This window comes from Sulfitobacter profundi (assembly GCF_042661425.1).
GTDB classification, from domain to species: Bacteria; Pseudomonadota; Alphaproteobacteria; order Rhodobacterales; family Rhodobacteraceae; genus Sulfitobacter; species Sulfitobacter profundi.
This window is the reverse complement of the sequence record NZ_JBHSWA010000002.1, coordinates 21,190-38,679: the sequence shown is the minus strand read 5'-3', so window position 1 is coordinate 38,679 and position 17,490 is coordinate 21,190. Positions and strand designations below refer to the sequence as shown.

At 55.6% G+C, this 17,490-nt stretch carries 14 protein-coding genes and 3 pseudogenes; 8 read left to right on the top strand and 9 right to left on the bottom strand.

Going from position 1 to position 17,490, the window contains the following annotated elements; genetic code table 11:
* Positions 1-356: 356 nt before the first annotated feature.
* Positions 357-1,778 (bottom strand): mannose-1-phosphate guanylyltransferase/mannose-6-phosphate isomerase, encoded by a 1,422-nt coding sequence (locus ACFQAU_RS18015; protein ID WP_132446691.1) that lies wholly within the window; start codon positions 1,776-1,778, stop codon positions 357-359.
* A gap of 181 nt (positions 1,779-1,959) precedes the next feature.
* On the opposite strand from ACFQAU_RS18015, the pseudogene ACFQAU_RS18010 reads away from it, so the two are divergent.
* From ACFQAU_RS18010 to ACFQAU_RS18000, 3 genes and pseudogenes are all read left to right on the top strand, one after another.
* Positions 1,960-3,828: pseudogene (locus tag ACFQAU_RS18010) on the top strand (polysaccharide biosynthesis protein).
* Between the two features lie 239 nt (positions 3,829-4,067).
* Positions 4,068-4,823: an IS5-like element ISPso2 family transposase gene (locus ACFQAU_RS18005; protein WP_386284200.1), complete on the top strand. Its 756-nt coding sequence runs from the start codon at positions 4,068-4,070 to the stop codon at positions 4,821-4,823.
* Between the two features lie 282 nt (positions 4,824-5,105).
* On the top strand, positions 5,106-5,663 hold the full coding sequence (locus ACFQAU_RS18000; protein WP_132446697.1) for a recombinase family protein: 558 nt from the start codon (positions 5,106-5,108) through the stop codon (positions 5,661-5,663).
* Between the two features lie 133 nt (positions 5,664-5,796).
* On the opposite strand, the gene ACFQAU_RS17995 is transcribed toward ACFQAU_RS18000, so the two are convergent.
* A complete protein-coding gene (locus ACFQAU_RS17995) occupies positions 5,797-6,510 on the bottom strand; it encodes an IS6 family transposase (RefSeq protein WP_132446699.1) in 714 nt (237 codons plus the stop codon).
* Between the two features lie 312 nt (positions 6,511-6,822).
* Here ACFQAU_RS17995 and ACFQAU_RS17990 point away from each other — a divergent pair, with 312 nt between their 5' ends.
* Entirely contained in the window at positions 6,823-7,461 is a 639-nt protein-coding gene (locus ACFQAU_RS17990) for a P-loop NTPase family protein (RefSeq protein ID WP_132446701.1), read from the top strand.
* A complete protein-coding gene (locus ACFQAU_RS17985; protein ID WP_132446703.1) occupies positions 7,454-7,711 on the top strand; it encodes a hypothetical protein in 258 nt (85 codons plus the stop codon). The genes ACFQAU_RS17990 and ACFQAU_RS17985 overlap by 8 nt, the downstream gene beginning before the upstream one ends.
* Before the next feature lie 40 nt (positions 7,712-7,751).
* Here ACFQAU_RS17985 and ACFQAU_RS17980 read toward each other — a convergent pair whose 3' ends face one another.
* On the bottom strand, positions 7,752-9,038 hold the full coding sequence (locus ACFQAU_RS17980; protein WP_386284192.1) for a replication initiation protein: 1,287 nt from the start codon (positions 9,036-9,038) through the stop codon (positions 7,752-7,754).
* A gap of 863 nt (positions 9,039-9,901) precedes the next feature.
* A pseudogene (locus ACFQAU_RS17975) lies at positions 9,902-10,189 on the bottom strand (DDE-type integrase/transposase/recombinase); the annotation flags it as partial.
* Between the two features lie 170 nt (positions 10,190-10,359).
* Here ACFQAU_RS17975 and ACFQAU_RS17970 point away from each other — a divergent pair.
* Positions 10,360-11,475, top strand: a complete 1,116-nt coding sequence (locus ACFQAU_RS17970) for an alpha/beta hydrolase family protein (protein ID WP_132446707.1) — start codon at positions 10,360-10,362, stop codon at positions 11,473-11,475.
* On the opposite strand, the gene ACFQAU_RS17965 is transcribed toward ACFQAU_RS17970, so the two are convergent.
* Genes ACFQAU_RS17965 through ACFQAU_RS17955 form a run of 3 tightly spaced genes read right to left on the bottom strand, consistent with a single transcriptional unit; the run spans position 11,460 to position 13,433 of the window.
* The gene (locus ACFQAU_RS17965; protein ID WP_386284188.1) at positions 11,460-12,548 is read right to left on the bottom strand and encodes a type IV secretory system conjugative DNA transfer family protein; all 1,089 of its coding nucleotides are present in this window, start codon (positions 12,546-12,548) and stop codon (positions 11,460-11,462) included. The genes ACFQAU_RS17970 and ACFQAU_RS17965 overlap by 16 nt on opposite strands.
* Positions 12,512-13,135, bottom strand: coding sequence for a type IV secretory system conjugative DNA transfer family protein (locus tag ACFQAU_RS17960; RefSeq protein ID WP_386284183.1), 624 nt, complete (start codon positions 13,133-13,135; stop codon positions 12,512-12,514). The genes ACFQAU_RS17965 and ACFQAU_RS17960 overlap by 37 nt, the downstream gene beginning before the upstream one ends.
* Complete coding sequence (locus ACFQAU_RS17955; RefSeq protein ID WP_386284180.1) at positions 13,110-13,433, bottom strand: mobilization protein; 324 nt, start codon at positions 13,431-13,433, stop codon at positions 13,110-13,112. The genes ACFQAU_RS17960 and ACFQAU_RS17955 overlap by 26 nt, the downstream gene beginning before the upstream one ends.
* Positions 13,434-14,075: 642 nt before the next feature.
* Between ACFQAU_RS17955 and mobQ the strand changes: the two genes are divergently transcribed.
* Positions 14,076-15,362 carry a MobQ family relaxase gene (gene mobQ, locus ACFQAU_RS17950; protein ID WP_132446713.1) on the top strand — a complete coding sequence of 429 codons (1,287 nt, stop codon included), beginning with the start codon at positions 14,076-14,078 and terminating at the stop codon, positions 15,360-15,362.
* On the opposite strand, the gene ACFQAU_RS17945 is transcribed toward mobQ, so the two are convergent.
* A complete protein-coding gene (locus ACFQAU_RS17945; protein WP_132446715.1) occupies positions 15,352-15,690 on the bottom strand; it encodes a hypothetical protein in 339 nt (112 codons plus the stop codon). The genes mobQ and ACFQAU_RS17945 overlap by 11 nt on opposite strands.
* Before the next feature lie 488 nt (positions 15,691-16,178).
* Between ACFQAU_RS17945 and ACFQAU_RS17940 the strand changes: the two genes are divergently transcribed.
* Entirely contained in the window at positions 16,179-17,063 is an 885-nt protein-coding gene (locus tag ACFQAU_RS17940) for an ArdC family protein (protein ID WP_132446717.1), read from the top strand.
* A gap of 74 nt (positions 17,064-17,137) precedes the next feature.
* On the opposite strand, the pseudogene ACFQAU_RS17935 reads toward ACFQAU_RS17940, so the two are convergent.
* Positions 17,138-17,476: pseudogene (locus ACFQAU_RS17935) on the bottom strand (IS6 family transposase); the annotation flags it as partial.
* Positions 17,477-17,490 lie beyond the last annotated feature (14 nt).

Sequence of the window (17,490 nt, the reverse complement as noted above, 5' to 3'; positions counted from 1 at the left end):
ACTATTCCGGGCTATTTATTCTGAGTGGTGCCGGCATTGCTTTACCCTTGTGTAGAGACTTGCCTGGAGATTTTTTCCGGAGAGACACTGCTACGGTGTGCAGCACTTTTGAGCCTTCAATCTAGGTTGCCTCTTATACACGTTAAGGGCTGGCAACAATGCCTTAGCGTGGTATATTAGATGAACTTGTTTTCCGTGATCAGTCGCACACCGCTCCTTAATGGTGATCTGTGCTGCCCCTTTCGACAAGCGCCCAATGTTCCGATCTATAATGATAACTTTACAGGCTCAGCGCCGCAATGGTGTTGAGTGTCGCCGAGAACTGACCCTAGCAAGATTCAACCACAATATGTGGGTTATTCTCGCGCATAAACATCTTCATATCGGATAATATCATCTTCGCCCAAATAGCTGCCAGTCTGAACTTCAATTAATACCATAGGGACCTTGCCCGGATTTTCCATCCGGTGCGTTGCCCCTAGCGGGATGTAGAGGGACTCATTTTCTGAGATCAGCCGTATATTCTCGTTAACGGTAACTCGCGCGGTCCCCTCGACCACAATCCAATGCTCAGACCTATGATGATGACTTTGTAGACTCAGCGCCGCCCCGGGATTAACCACGATCCGCTTGACTTGGAACCGCCCGCCGGTCACCAAGCTTTCATACCAGCCCCAGGGCCGGTAGTCGCGGGGTAACTGTACTGCTTGGCTGACCTTACGCTTCTTCAACGCAGCCACGGCTTCCTTTACCTGCTGCGCCTGGGATTTATGCACCACCAGGACCGCATCGTTCATTGCCACAGCAATGATATCGTTCAGACCAATGCCCACCAATTCCAGCCCCTCACTTTCCGACCGCAGCAGAGTGTCACTGCAGTCAATTGCCGTGGCCCGTGGGGTACAGACATTGCCTTGCGCATCAGGACCACTTTGAAGCCAGACCGCATCCCAGCTCCCGAGATCAGACCACCCCTCAGCAAAGGGCATGACAGCCAGATTGTCTGCCTTTTCCATGATGGCATAATCGATCGAGATATTTTCAACCTGAGCCCAGGCGTCTGGAGCCAGTCGAGTGAACCCCAGATCATGGCTGGCAGCGTCGACTGCGAGCGTAACGGCCTTAACCAGTTCCGGGGCATGGCGATGGTAGGCCTTCAAAATAGCTTCCGCTGTGAAGAGGAAAACACCCGCGTTCCACAAGAATGTTCCCGCCGCCAGCATCTTTTTGGCCTTTGCTTCATCGGGCTTTTCAACAAAACGGGCTAAGGTTTGCGGTTCTACAGCCGTTGGGTGCCCTCCAGGCGCCAGCTCTAAATACCCATAGCCAATCTCCGCGCGGTCGGGAGTGATACCAAAGGTTACCAGATCTCCTGCTTGGGCGCGTGGCATCGCCGCCTGAACTGTGGCTCGAAAAGCTTCCGGATTGTTAATCACGTGGTCCGAAGGAGCTACCAACATCAGCGCATTTGGATTGCGTTCAGCCACCCATAGCGCGGCTGCCAGCACTGCAGGCGCGGTATTGCGTCCCTCAGGTTCGATCAAAATGCCTTGGGGCGACTGCTCGATCTGTGCAAGTTGCTCGGACACGATAAAACGAAACGGCTCTCCCGTCAGGATCACCGGGGCGGCAAAGCCCTCACCCGACAGTCGTCTCGCGGAGGTCTGAAACAGACTCTCTTCTCCCATCAATGCTGCAAATTGTTTGGGATAGGATTTACGGGATAACGGCCAGAGCCGTGTGCCCGATCCGCCGCTAAGAATGATGGGATGAATCATTGTGGATGCTTACCTTTACTATCGCGCAGCTTGTGCGAAACTTATAGGGGTTATTGGTGCTGCCCCGTATAGCAAACCTTGAAAAGATCAGCCTCGCGTTTGAGGGGGGAGAAAGAATTTCATCTTTGATTATAGTGAGTAGACCAGTCGTAAAGGAGATGAAAGTGAAGCTGACAACCTAATGTTGAACCTGATTAAATCTCTCACAAGGCGGCACAAGCGCAATGTCATGCTGGCAGTGGATAGCATGTCGGTCATCCTCGCGGCCATTATTGTCTTCATGCTTCTTGAATTTCCTGGTGGCTTTCTGATGGCCCTTGGCGGATATGTGCCGATTTTACCCTACCTCGTGATTGTAACAGCTATTTGCTCAATCTGGCTGGGTGTCTGCACAGTTTCACTGAATGCCTTTGACAAGACTGCCGTTGGCATTACGGCCGCCTTGGCTCTGGTCCTTAGCGTCACCTCTTGGATTGCGACAGGCCTTTCCCGGCTTGATCTACCGATTGGGTTGCATGTGATGCTCGGCGTTATTTTCTTTGCACTAGTGGTGATCTCACGCGCTGCAATGTTGCGAGCTGTATTGGCGATCTACCGCCACAGCGCAGCGAGCTGCCGCGTGCTGATTTATGGTGCGGGAACTACTGGGACACAGCTGGTTTCGGCGCTGCGGAGCCATGAGACCATAGAGCCAATCGCCTTCATTGATGACAATGCGGCCTTGCAAGGCCTTAGGGTTGCCCATCTTCAGGTTCATTCTTCGGTGAAGCTCAAAGCGCTAGTGCAAGAAAAGCAGATTGACCGCGTATTGCTGGCAATGCCGTCACTGAGCGTACCAAAACAGGCACAGATCGCCCGCCAAATTGAGAAAATGGGTCTGGAAGTACAGGCCCTGCCTTCCTTTGCTCAGCTTGTCGGCGAAGAGGCGTTAGTGGAACAGCTGACCCCCTCTCACCGCACCGTTTTCTCAACCGGGACGAGGTGTCGCGAGGTATCGGCGATGCCGCGGCTTGCTACAAGGACAAGGTGGTTTTCATCTCGGGCGCCGGGGGTCAATTGGCTCGGAGCTTTGCCGCCAGATCCTAGAGTGCCGACCTTCCAAGCTGATCTTGTTCGAGTTGAGCGAACTTGCCCTCTATACCATCCATATGGAGCTGGGCCAGCTTGTAGAAGGCTCGGGAATCGAAGTGGTGCCGATACTGGGTTCGGTCACTGATGCCCGGCAGATGCAGAGGGTTCTGACAGGTCACGATGTTAATGTAGTCTTGCATGCCGCCGCCTATAAACATGTGTCATTGGTGGAGACAAATCCGTTGGCGGGCCTAGTAAACAACGTACTGGGTACACAAACGCTGGCCGAACAGTCCGTCAAAGTAGGGGTGGAGAGGTTTATTTTAATATCTTCCGATAAGGCTGTGCGCCCTACCAATGTCATGGGTGGTTCTAAGCGGCTGGCCGAGCTGGTGATCCAAAATATGGCACGCAAGAACACAGGCACGAGGAATACGATCTTCTCAATGGTGCGTTTTGGCAACGTGTTAGGATCGTCGGGTTCAGTTGTGCCGCTGTTCCAAGAGCAGCTGAGCAGGGGGGCCTCTGACGGTGACTGACCGTAGTGTAAACCGTTACTTCATGACCATTCAGGAAGCTGTGCGGCTGGTTTTGCAGGCCGGTGCTTTCGCGCAGGGGGGAGGTCTTCGTACTCGATATGGGTAAACCAGTATCTATTCTCCAATTAGCGCGGCAAGTGGTGGAGGCTTCCGGATATACTGTGCGGGACGACGCCACTCCCGATGGCGATATCATGATTGAAATCATTGGTTTGCGTCCGGGTGAAAAGATGACCGAAGAACTGACACTTTGTAATGAGTTGATTGGCACCACGCATCCCAAGATTTTTTCGGCCCGAGAAGGCGGACTAAAGGAGTTTGAAGTCGCCGCTGCTTTACGTGACTTGCGCGAGGCGCTCATCGCCAGTGACGAAGACAAAGCGCGCGGCGTAGTGGGTCGATGGGTTGAGAGCCCTCTTCCAACACAAGTTACGCAATGACTGCGCAGGCTCTGCGGATACATAGATCTCCTTTGCTGCAGCCATTGTTGTCCATAGCCGGAAAGATAGGACACCGAACGAGCCTGTTGTTGCGGATAGGAACTATTAGGGCAATGGTGTTCTCGTTATGCGGTTTCTGGAAAAGGTTAACCCAGAGCGCGGTAGCGCTGCTCTAGGGTCAGGATGCATTGATTTCGCTCGCACAGCATGATTCACCGCTCGGAAAATGGAGCAGTGATATGAGCGATCTTTTCTGGCTGACCGACGCGCAGATGGCCCGTCTGGCTCCCTTCTTTCCCAAGTCACACGGGAAGCCCCGGGTAGATGACAAGAGGGTGCTGAGCGGGATTATCTTCATCAATCGCAATGGCTTGCGGTGGCGCGATGCGCCTGCTGCCTATGGTCCTCACAAGACGCTCTACAGCCGGTGGAAGCGTTGGAGCGAGAAGGGGATCTTCGCGCGGATGATGGCCGGGCTGGCGGCAGAACACGGCGAGAAGACGACCGTGATGATCGACGCGACGTATCTTAAAGCCCACCGAACGGCGACCAGTATGGCCGCCAAAAAGGGGCGTGGTCGCCTGATCGGTCGAACCAAAGGCGGCATGAACACCAAGCTGCACGCCATCTGCGACAGTCAGGGACGACCGATCGACCTGTTCGTCACCGCCGGACAGGTCAGTGATTACATCGGCGCACGGGCCCTGCTGAGCGGCCTGCCAAAGGTCAAATGGCTACTCGGGGATCGCGGCTATGATGCCGATTGGTTCAGAGAAGCGTTGCAGGACAAGGGCATACGCGCCTGCATCCCAGGCCGAAAGAAGCGCAAGACGCCGGTCAAATACGACAAGCGGAGATACAAGCGGCGCAATCGCATTGAGATCATGTTCGGAAGACTCAAGGACTGGAGGCGTGTGGCCACCCGATATGACCGATGCCCGAAGGTCTTCCTTTCGGCCATCGCCCTCGCCGCCCTCGTCATCTACTGGCTATGAATCCTGACCCTAATGGCATTGGCAATTAGTTCTTTCAACGATAGCGATCTGCCATTGCTGGAAATACGTGAAAGCGCCCGTCGCGCTCATAGGTGCCAATTAAACAGCTGATCACACCAATCCTCAACGCGCAGAGCCGTAATTTCGCCCCTTTGAGCATGGACGGCTGCTTTCAGACGAAAACCTCTTGCCAGAACACCCTAGCCAAAAACTCTAGTTTTTGTCGTCTTTTTAAGCTTCAATCTGTATGTCTTCAAAAAGCGCCAAAAACAGGGTGACAGAATGAGATGCGGATATGCGAGGGTTTCGACGGCTGATCAGAGGCACGACCTACAAGTCGACGCTCTCCAGCAGAGAGGATGCGAGGAGATCGTCCAGGAGGTGATGAGTGGTGCCAAATCACTGGCGAAACGGGATGCCCTACTTTCTCGGCTGGTCGAGGGTGACGAACTCGTGGTTTGGCGCCTAGACAGGCTCGGCCGGTCGACACTCGATGTGTTGGAGCAGCTCGAGGATCTCCAGCATCGCGGGATCCGGTTCGTTACCCTCGAGGGAAACTTCGACACCGGCACCCCAATGGGAAAAACGATGTTAACCATCATGGCGAGCCTGGCTGAACTCGAGCGGGAAACGTTGCGGGAGCGGGTGAAGAGCGGACTCGAGGCCGCCCGACGCCGTGGTGCAGAACTCGGCCGTCGCAGATCACTCAATGCCAGTCAACGCGAGCAGATCGTCACTTGGAGAGCTGAAGGCCAATCCTGGAGGCAGATTCAGCAGTTATTCGGAGGGCCCAACGCCATCTCGATCCGGACTCTTCAGAGAGCTACCGGAGCGCAGTAAATGTATCTCCTAAGCTCCCTGCCCTACTGGGAAAAATAAAGGGGTTCCCGCATATTGCAGTGGTCTAACAAGCAGACGGGACTGTTGCGTTAATCGACTACGGCCCGCAAGGATGCCGACATTGGAGACAGGGCTATGCAGGGGCGGGGTCGAACAGTCCCTCGATGAACGCGATCTCGACCGTAACTCTTGGTTGTCTGTGATGGACGTGACCGCGTTTGATCGTTCGTATTGTCTCGAGCCCGCTTAAGGTCGCCTTGGCGGATCGTAAGGATCGAAAGCTCTGACGGTATCCAAGGATCCGTTTCATAGCCGCGTGATCGCTCTCGATGAGGTTGTTGCGCAACTTCTTGTCGATATGCCGGATGCTGTCGAAATGTGGGTCATACCGGCGATTGATCTCGCGGATGACACGTCGATAGGTCGGGGCTTTATCGGTGACGATAGTGACCGGGCGATGGAGCCTTACACGCTCAATCGCTTTGTTAAGGAAGGCCTTGGCTGCCTTGGCATCCCGCCGAGCGGTCAGGCGGAAGTCAATCATCTGTTCGTTTGCATCGACAGCCCTCCACAGATAGCGCCACTTGCCGCCGACACGGATGTAGGTCTCATCGACATGCCAGTCGACGCTGGCCCGGCGTAGATGCTTTTCCGCTCGCTTGGTCAGCTCGGGGCCAAACTTCTGGACCCAGCTATACACGGTTGATCGGTCGACTATCGTGCCGCGCTCTTCCAGAAGATCGACAACATCTTGGTAAGACAGGGGATATCGCAGATACCAGCGCACGGCACACAGTATGATCTCACGTGGAAAGCGGTGATGCTTGAACGGCGATTTGCGCGGCATGTTGAACTCACAAATCACAATCCCCCTAAGAACTGCAATTAACGCAACAGCCCCATTCGATCAGCCTGAACCAAGAGCTCTCTGACCCGGCGATCACATTGCCTGAGCTTTAATCGTCTCCTCGAGGCTCCCTAGCTCGCTCAAAGTTTCTGTTATTTTGGTTATACCTATTTACCCAGTTAAACAGGTTTATCCTCTACCCGATACTAACTTTCCAGCGAAAAAAAGAAATTTCAGTTTAATCGATTTAACTTGAAAAATCGAAGCAACAAGTTATTTTCGTTATTTCAGTTTACCCATATAATCAGCAACATGAAAATAACCATCTACAACATGAAGGGCTCAGCGGGGAAAACCCCGCTTGCCGTGAACATCGCGCTTGACCGGGAATACGCCTTGGCGACCAACGAGCCCTACAACCTCTTGGACACCATCCTGCCCGAAGAGCGGCTTTTCTCACTACAACCCGATGAAGAGTTTCCGGACTTTCCTGAAGGAATAGACGTGGTGTTTGACCTAGCCGGTCTTATGTCGCGCGATGCACGGCCTAGTATTGTATCAGCGGTCTCACAGTCCGATGTGGTGTTGGTACCCATCTACAATGAGCTAAAGTGCATTCATGCCGGGATACACACAATCAACGAGCTTCTGCTCTACAACAAGAACATCGTCGTTGTGGCGACGAAGCTGGTGAAGCGGAAGGGTGAAGCCTTCAAGGATTGGGCTGACAGTGAGGACGCAAAGAATATCAAAGCCGTCGTGGATCATGCGATAGGGCAGGGGATAACGGTCCTTCCACTCAAGTTCTCACGCGTGTTTGATACCATCTTTGAACAAGAGCTTTCTATCCGTCAGATGATGGAGAAAGACGCCCTTGCACGCTATACTTATCGGGACGTGGCAGCACAGTTCGACATCTTACTTTCTTACCTTGAGCAGCATTATGCCTAAGAAAAATGACCTTTCCATATTCAAAAAAGTTGAATCGGGTAATTCGGTTAAACCGAGTGAACCTAAATCCATACTCGCGCCCAAAACTGTTGGGCGAAAACCGAAAAGTGCTGAAGATAAAGAGTCTGAGATTGTAGCGATCAAGTTCACCAAAGCTGAGCTTGCGAAGCTCGAAGAAAAGGCGGGCCTCGTTCCGAAGTCCACCTACCTCAAACATATCCTACGAAGCAAAACCGATATTTTCGATTGAATCGATTAAACTTGTATTTCGGTTTAACCTATTTAACCAGTTATTTTAGTTGTTCTTTAATCTCATTAATTTGCGCTTTTATGATATCCGGCTCCTGAGAGCCGTTTTTTTGTGCCCAAGCGGCAGGGGAGGGGAGGGTGAGCCCACGCGCTTCCCAAAATTTCTTGATATCTAGGAAGGTCAAACGATCTTTCCAACCATCCTTTTTGAAGGCGTTCACGTATATGCTGCTTCCTAGGCTGAGTTGAAACTTTGCTGTAACTGCCTCTCTCTCGCCCTCAGAGAGCAGCTGGAAGGCTTCTTCGATGATTTCCGCTGTATGCCAGCGGTATGCGGTTTCCGCCTCTCTCTGTGCCGTTTTGAGCGCTTCGAGCTTACGCTCTAGCTTCTCGCGGGTTTGTTTTGCGCTTTGCGCTACACTTTGAGCCTTCTTTTTCACCGCGTTTTCGTTGTGATAATCTTCCTCGATAGCCGACTTGAGGAACCCCGCCTTGGATGACTTAATTTTGCCTCTTGCGGCCTCATTACCGGCTAGGTCCAACTTATCGAAGATATACTCTTCATCATACTCAATCACCCAGGCGCGGGCGAGAGTTTTGGAGATTCCCTGCGCTAACAACGCTTTATATGCACTTCGGTCAGTAATCTCATCCTCAGTATCCATGCCGACCAAAGACTGTTGAGCATTCGGTCTCACGATGAAACGCAGGCCGGTGACCATTCGACCTTTCATGCGTGTTTCCATCTCAATTTGGATGTTTGAGAGCTTATTCACTTCCTTCATCGCAGGTTGGATCACGTTGCGATTGAGGGCTTTGAACGGCTTGTAACTGGGCATCATATCTACCGCCATGAGCTTGCGGAACACTTCGATATCCCACCAAGCGGTGTGACCAATCCCTTCAAAACGATAGCAGTTTTCATAGAGCACCAACGCATGGGCGCTGTTCATCTCACGCAAAACGCTCAGATTGATTTTAGAGTACACATCAGGGTGATAGAGTTTTTCGGCCAAAGCACGTTCATAACGATAGGTGCAGGTTCCGCCTTTGATCTTTGCGTATGGAAGCAGCACCATCGCTTCCCAAGATCGTTCGCCATCCTCTTCAAGCACGTCAAACTCCACAACAGTCTCCATGAGACCCTTGAGAGCTCCCTTGAGGTAGCCGATATTCTTGCTATCGAAACCTATCATCTCACAGAGCACTGAAGCGCTGATATGATGCTCTTTCCCGGTGAGAAGTTGGTCATAGGCATTGTAGAGCAGAGCATTGACAAGCTTCCTCTGAAGCAGCGAAAGTTTCGCACCGATATGAATCGCTGCCACGTGCTTCTTCAGTATCTGATTGTTTTTATTAGGTCTTTTTAGTTCACTTCTCATGGTGTAAATTCTAAACGATATCTTTACACCATTCTATCGCTTTTTCTAAGAACGCAGGTTTTTCTATGTTGGTCAGCAGAGAGGACCGACAGAAACAAGTAAGCTGCCCCATAAACGTACACCTGAAGGAAGCCTCTCACCCCATAAACATACACCTGAGCGAGATCACTCCGCTCGAAAGCCGCTTTGTTTTTTGAAGAAAATGAAGGGGTTATGTCAGTGACCCCATAAACATACACCTTCACCCCACAAATATACACCTATCGGCGGCAAACATCATTTTTTTGGCTTACTTATCAGGGTTTTAAGGGTCAGGCATGGTGACCCCATAAACATACACCCAAAGCCCCATATTTATACACCTGTCGCCCCACAAACATACACCTCAGGGAGCGAAAAAACCCATAAACATACACCTGTTGCCCCATAAACATACACCTAAAACCCCGCAACGTCTTGTTTAAAAACCGTTATTTATCTCCTAAACGTATTAAACGTTGTTCTATTAAACATATTAAACAACAACAGGGAGTCTTTCGGCACCCTGCGGTTTGGTTGATGTTTTCTGTTTTTAAAAATAAAAAATATGGAAGGGAACTGTCTCACCGAGTAACCACGCGTTAAGTTTGCGGCTGTAGATTTACTCACCATTCACGATCCAATTCCCGTGCGATCCGGTCCAGATCAACCAAACCGCCCTTTGCAGACGAAAATTCCCGGCTTCTGCAAGCTCTTCACGAAACCTCTCCATCAGGGACTGTTGCGTTAATCGACTACGGCCCGCAAGGATGCCGACATTGGAGACAGGGCTATGCAGGGGCGGGGTCGAACAGTCCCTCGATGAACGCGATCTCGCCCGTAACTCTTGGTTGTCTGTGATGGACGTGACCGCGTTTGATCGTTCGTATTGTCTCGAGCCCACTTAAGGTCGCCTTGGCGGATCGTAAGGATCGAAAGCTCTGACGGTATCCAAGGATCCGTTTCATAGCCGCGTGATCGCTCTCGATGAGGTTGTTGCGCAACTTCTTGTCGATATGCCGGATGCTGTCGAAATGTGGGTCATACCGGCGATTGATCTCGCGGATGACACGTCGAAATTCCTAAAGTCAAATGACAACACCCGGACCGAGCTAAAGCAGGCAGAATTTCAAGTGATCAACCTTTTCTTGGGGTTCAAATTTGTCAACCATCTGGAACATTTGAGCTATCAGCAATATTTATTTGTTTATCTAAAAAACCGATCTGATACGAAAATCAGGAGAGCCATATGTTCCAACAGCTAGCGCGCCGCCATGACTGTAAGCACATCCAAAAATCCTTGGATCGGCAGGAACGTCTTGCTCATAATCGCATCGATTTTAATCATGACACCTCTGCTGCCTTCGCGGTCAATGAACTCGCTGACCAATACTCGCCAGACTTTGACCTGACCTGTTGGTCTATCAACGAAGGGGAACAGTTTTATTCTCCGATCTTCTTGCCTGAGCCACTAGAGGTCACAGGCAACAGCGTTCTATTTCAGTCAGACATCACTACATCCATGATTGAAAACAACACGTTTGAGTGTGTCGTAACCGGCAGTGGCTCAAAAGAGCATGCAATTGTTGTCTTTCATCATTGGTACGCCCGGAACCGATACCCGAAATTTGCGAAATTCTTCGCATCGAAGGGAATAACAGTCGTCGAGGCAACGCTTCCGTACCACTTTGGTCGTGGCAGCAGTGACTCTGCCGAAGACAATTTTTTGAGCGCGGATATCGGACGCACTGTTCGGGCAATGAGGCAAGCCGTGGTGGATGGCCGTAAAATCGTTGGCTGGCTTCATGAGCTTGGCTTTGCGAAGATATCTGTCGTGGGCATGTGTATCGGTGGCACCGTTGCCGGTTTGATCGCCGCGCAAGACGAGAAGGTCGACAAAGCCGTTCTAATGGTGACGCCAATGAGTCCTGCCGATCTTGTCTGGACCGCCGAGACCATGAAACCGCTTCGGGAACGTATCGAACCCAACATGTCTCTAGAGGAGCTGAGAGCTGCCTGGAGCATCATCAGCCTGAACATGCACACGTTTGGTCTCACCCGCCGGGGGCTGGAAAAGATGGTCATCCTGGGTGAAGAGGACACTATCGCGCGCCCGGAAAGGTCAGAATGGATGATAAAGTTTTTACAAGAAACCGGACACTCACCCGAGCTTCTACGGCTTGGCTGTGGACATTCATCCATCGGAGTCTTTCCGTACAATCTGGTTGCGGCCTGGAAGGTTCTGCATTTCTTGAAGGAATGGCCAACATGGCAAGAGCTATGGGATGCGCGCCTTTTGATAGGTGGTATTGACTTGACCGAAGGACCACGGAAATACAGATTTTTTGATCACTGGAGATCTTGAGGGACGAACAGCCCCTTGAACTCGGGATCAACATAGTAGCGCAGCTTTTGCGCGACGGCGGTGGCGTGGCCCTGCACGCGCAGGAGCTGGTTTTCCGGGCGGAGCTGCATGATTTCATCGGGGGTGAGCAGATCGCGGCCCGTGATGTTGTTCGAGAAGCTGGGGCTATCACCCGGCTTGAAGCTGTCGGTCTGGAACCCGGCAGTTTCTTGTCCCATCATCTGGCTCAGCCACTTGGCCGTCTCAAAGTCATTCACCCCGAAGACCTGCTGCACCCCGGCATTGGCAATGAAGGTGCCCGCACGTTCGCCGTAGAGGTCCTTGAGCTGGCTCATGTCCTGCAGGATCGGCCAGAGCTGCAAGCCATAGCCTGCCATAAGCCCCATGGCGCGCTCCACGGCCTCCAGACGGCCCAGAGCAGCAAACTCATCCAGCAGGAACAGCGTGGGCGTCCTGAGGCGCTGTGTGTCCCCCTGAGCGCCTGCAGGGCCACTGAGAGGCTTCACGGACGCCTCGGCATCCCGTGCAATGTCCTGAAGGGCCTGAGACACCAGAAGGCGCAGCCAGCGGCTGTAAGCATCCATTCGGTTAGGTGGCAGCACCAAGAACACCGAGGTGATACGGTGGCGCAGATCGGAGAAGTGGAAATCCGACCGCGCCGTGACCTTGGCAATGCGCGGGCTGTCCAGGAAATGCGTGTGCCGCTGTGCGTTCGACAGGACCGAGGCGGCTTCCCGATCCGCTTTGCCAAGGAAGCGGTTGGCGGCGCGGGCGATAAGCCCACCCGCCGCATCGCTGTCCTGCATCAGCTCCAGCAGCGCGCGCAGCTTTTCCGGGGGCAGGGTGAGATATTCCCGGACGGTGGCGAGAGACCGGCGGTCGCGATCCTCGTGGCAGACGCAGAACATGATCAGACCGCCGAGGATGGCCTTGGCCTCCTCGTTCCAATGCGCTTCCGTGACCTGTCCCGGCGGGTCCATGACCAGCGCCTCTGTCAGGGAGGCTGCATCCTCGCCCAGATCAAGGCTGTCCGGTGTCAGCCGGTCGAGCGGGTTGTAGGCAGCAGACGGCATCCCGGAGACTTCGAAGGGATCGAGGACATGGACCGTTCCGAACCGCCGCCGGGCTTCCCCGCGATCCGGGCATTCTCGCCCTTGGGATCGATGACCAGCACCGAGCGCTCCGCCGCCAGCAGGTTCGGGATGACGGTGCCGACGCCTTTCCCGGCCCGTGTCGGGGCGAGGGTGATCAGATGGGCGGGGCCGTTGTAGCGCAGCAGCCGCCCGGTGTGCGGGTTGCGCCCGATCAGGAGGCCGTCATTCCCCTGGAGCTTCTTCAGCTCCTTGCGGCTGGCGAAGCGGGCCGAGCCGTGGCTGTCGCCGGTCAGCCCGAAGAAGGCATCGGCCCCGGAGGTCTTGCGCCAATACTGGAACCCGAAGACAGCGCCGATGAGGACAGGCGGCGCGATGATGACCCATTCCCAGGCAGAGTGACCAAGCGGAGGTCCGAAGGCTGTCATGGCCACGACGCCCCCGATGATGAACCCGATCATCGCACCGAACAGAACAGCGCCGATCATCCAGCCCAACAGGATGGGGGTGAAGATCATCCGACCGAAGAACCGGAACAGGCCGTCAAAGAGGCGGATCACGCCCCGCATCAGGACGGCGTGTCCGGGTCAGAGCTGGACGGGGCAGGGGAGGCAGTACCAGAGGGGCCACCCAGTCCGCGAAGGCCTTGCGGTCCTGTTCACGGGCGAGGTTGCGGATCAGCCGGTCGAGCATGGTGGCGGCACCGGAATCCCGTTCCGCCAGATCGAGGAGCGCGCCGCCCAGGATCACCTTGCGCCGCGTATCCAGCTTGCGCTGTTTGGTGGCTTCCCGGTTCTTCAGCGCCTGAAGACGGGCCTTGGCCTGGGCGTAGCGTTTCTCGGCGCGCTCAAGTTCTGTTTCTGCCAATGCGCGTCTCCATCTTTGAAAAGAGCAGGTGGACAGGTTGGTCTTGTCAGATCGAGCGATAGCGCTTACCCGTAGGCCTGTAAAGGACAAGGGCGCACTTATGCAAACTCTTCACCTACGGTTCCGAGATTTGCGTGCGATCTCTCTGGGGCAAAGCCCCGGCCGATGGCCATCCCCTTCGCTGCGTGCCGCCGCGACATGGAAGGGCGCGCTGCCCCTTCCAAACCATCCCAGCCCAACCTCAGCGGTTGGATCGCGTCCCGCAAGGTTACGCCAGCGTTTAGCCCGATGCCCCACGGTGGGGGCCGGTCTGCCGCTGGCGTCTCCCTTGCGGGAGGTTCGTGTCGTCGGACCTGACGGTGCCAACACGAACCGGGTTTGCCCCCGGCAAACCGCCAGTGATCTGTCCCCATATCCCGCCCCCCATGAGGCTGGGGATCTGGAGGCAGATCACTGGCAAGCCCGTGCCTCAGAGGTGTGTTGCACCCCTTCAACCGGGCTGTCTTTTCCCCTCGGACCGCGCCGGTTACGGGCGCACTCTTGCGAAGAAAAGACGGCTGATCCGGTGGCCAATATCGGGACACCGGCACGGATCAGCTCCGGCGCGTGGGCGCGTTTGCATCACAGGCGAGGGGAGGGCGCATGGCCAGCTACCACCTCTCCGTGAAGACGATCAAACGCAGTGCCGGGCGCTCCGCCACGGCGGCAGCGGCCTACCGTGTCGGAGAGCGCATCGAGTGCCAGCGCGAAGGCCGCGTCCACGATTACACCCGCAAGCAGGGGATCGAGGAGACCTTCATTCTGACGCCCAAGGACGCGCCGGACTGGGCCTCGGACCGGTCCCGCCTCTGGAACGAGGTCGAGGCCAGCGAGACCCGCCGCAACTCCGTCACCGCCCGCGAATGGGAGCTGGCCCTGCCGTCCGAGATCAGCGCCGAGGACCGCTCGCAGATCACCCGCGACTTCGCCCAAAAGCTGGTCAGCCGCTACGGCGTGGCCGTCGATGTGGCGATCCATGCGCCCCACCGCGAAGGTGATCAGCGCAATCACCACGCCCATGTTCTGACGTCCACCCGCAAGCTGGAAGCCGGGGGCTTTACCGCCAAAACCCGCGTGCTCGATTCCGCCAAGACCGGCGGCGTGGAGATCGAGCAGATGCGCGGCCTCTGGGCCGAGTTGCAGAACCGCGCGCTGGAGCGTGTCGGCAAAGTGGAGCGTGTCGATCACCGGTCGCTTGAGAAGCAGCGCAAGACGGCGCTGGATCGTGGCGACAAGCTGGCGGCTGAGGAGCTGGACCGCGACCCCGAGCTGAAGCTGGGGCCCGCGGCCAATTCCATGGAGCGGCGGGCGAAAGCTGTGGCCGAGCGTCAGGGCCGGGAATACGTTCCCGTCACCGAGCGCGGGGCCGTGGTCCATGCCGCCCGCCAGGCGCGCGCCGCTTTCCGCGAAATGCGTGAGCGGCTGGATATCGTGCGGGAGACCTATAGCATCGAGCGCGAGGCGGGGCAGGGGCGTGTCTCTGCCGGTCTGGCCGCACTCAGGGCTGCGACTTCGAAAGAACGCGGCGAACGCAACCCGGAGGATTTCGGGGAGCGTCTGGCGCAGGTCGTGGGCCGGTCACGGGATCAGGACGACACGCCGAAGCCGGAAGGCCGCAATTACGCGCGAGAGCGGCTGAAGGAGATCATGGAGAAGGACGCCGGGCGCGACGGCCAGGCGGCGGTTCACAAGCTGGACGGTCACAGCGAGTATGATCTGGGCGAGGACACAAGCCGCGAGGCGCGCAAGCCGTCCGTCAACGAGCGGCTGAAGGATGTGCTGAACAAACCGCGCGAGCGGCTAGAAATTGAGGACGAGCGCGACCAGGAGAAGGATCAGGAGGTCGAGAAGGATAGGGATATCGACCGTGATCCAGGTCTCAGTCACTGACGAGGCGATGAGAGGTCGTTTCCCCATTCTTCATGGGAATGCTCGCCTGAGAGAACCCGACACCAACAAGGAATGAAATCACGCCGGTTGCCGTCTTGAATTCGCGCATCCTGATCGCATTCTGCGTCATGCGCGTTCTGGCAGTGACAAGGATTTTCTCCTGCCCATCACTCCCAACCGTCCGCATGATCCACAGGCCGTACCAGCTTGGTCCCTTGCGTTCAGGATCGGCTTTGCACAGCACTTCGACCGTGTGTCCCTCCTCAGCAAGTGCCCGAAGGCCTTGTTCGGTGGTGACGTTTAGTTCGAGGTCAATCGTCTGGTTCATCGCGCATACCAACAGAAACAATGATGGTCGTCTTGTGCCTGAATCTAACGAAGGCATCAATCGTATATTATCGAGTTAGATGTGGCTCGATAGAGTTCAGTGATCCCGGCGCACGCCGGTCTCGCTTTGAGCGATAGACAGGGCAGGGGTTCGACGGGCTGACACCCACTCACCCCGGTCCTGACAGGTTCCAAATCCTGTTGATCCGCCTGCCATCCCGGCAGGTCCGAGAAAACCGGCAAGCGCCGCCCTTGGCGTCGGTTCCGGTCGAGAATTCCGGTTCCTCCCACGCGCAGGCGCGCGGTTCCCTCCCAAATTCACGCCCTCCACCCGGTTGTCACGGCCCCGCCAGGCCGCAGGACGGGCTTTGCCCTTACCTACTCTGCCCTTCGGACTGCATGGGCATTCCAAAGATCAGAACAGGAAGGCCCGCCCATTGGCGGAAAGGGGAGCAGACCCGGACCGCGTCACGCGAAGGAGGGTCACAAATGACCGCAGAGAAGTTTGACGTTTATTCCCATGTCACCAATCAGATCATCGCGCAGATCGAGGCGGGAACGCCGCCTTGGCGCAAGCCGTGGACCGGCGGCGGGGGAGGGGTCAGCCTGCCGGAACGGTTCAACGGCGAGGCCTATCGGGGCATCAACATCCTGATGCTTTGGGCAACCGCGATGGCCAAGGATTACAGCTCAGCCCGCTGGATGACGTTCAATCAGGCCAAGCAGCTTGGGGGTCATGTCCGTAAGGGCGAGAAATCCGCAACCGTGGTGAAATACGGCACCGTCGAGCGCGAGGACGAGAACGGCGAAGAACGCCAGATCCCCTATGCCAAGGCCTACCGCGTGTTCAACGCCGACCAGATCGAGGGCTTGCCCGCTGAATTCTACATCCTGCCCGATCCGCCCCGTGATCTTGGCACCGTAGCCGACCCCGAGCTGGAGGCGTTATTTGCTGCGACCGGTGCGCAGATCGACGTGACTGAGGAGCCGCGCGCCTATTACAACATCAAGACCGACTGCATCCACATGCCGCCGATTGGTACGTTCTATCGGGCCTCAGGGTATTACGGCACCTTGGCGCATGAGCTGACCCACTGGACAGGGGCGACAAAGCGGCTGGACCGTTTGGAGCGGTTCAGTGATCGCAAGGCCTATGCGTTCGAAGAGCTGGTCGCGGAAATCGGAAACTGCATGCTTTGCGCGCAAATCGGGGTGGAGCCTGAATTTGATCAGAGCGCGGCTTATGTCGAAGGATGGCTTGAGGCTATGCAGGAAGACAGCCGCGCGATTTTCTGCGCCGCGTCCGAGGCGCAGAAGGCAGTGGATTACATCATGGACCGCACCGCGCAGGCCGACCGGATGGCCGCAGAGTAAACGCTCGTTCCGCCGAAATGATCAAGGCCCCCATCAGTAGGCGGGGTGCGTTTGCGTTATGGCGCGATCCTAGTGGCATCCCGCCGAGCGGTCAGGCGGAAGTCAATCATCTGTTCGTTTGCATCGACAGCCCTCCACAGATAGCGCCACTTGCCGCCGACACGGATGTAGGTCTCATCGACATGCCAGTCGACGCTGGCCCGGCGTAGATGCTTTTCCGTTCGCTTGGTCAGCTCGGGGCCAAACTTCTGGACCCAGCTATACACGGTTGATCGGTCGACTATCGTGCCGCGCTCTTCCAGAAGATCGACAACATCTTGGTAAGACAGGGGATATCGCAGATACCAGCGCACGGCACACAGTATGATCTCACGTGGAAAGCGGTGATGCTTGAACGGCGATTTGCGCGGCATGTTCGAACTCACAA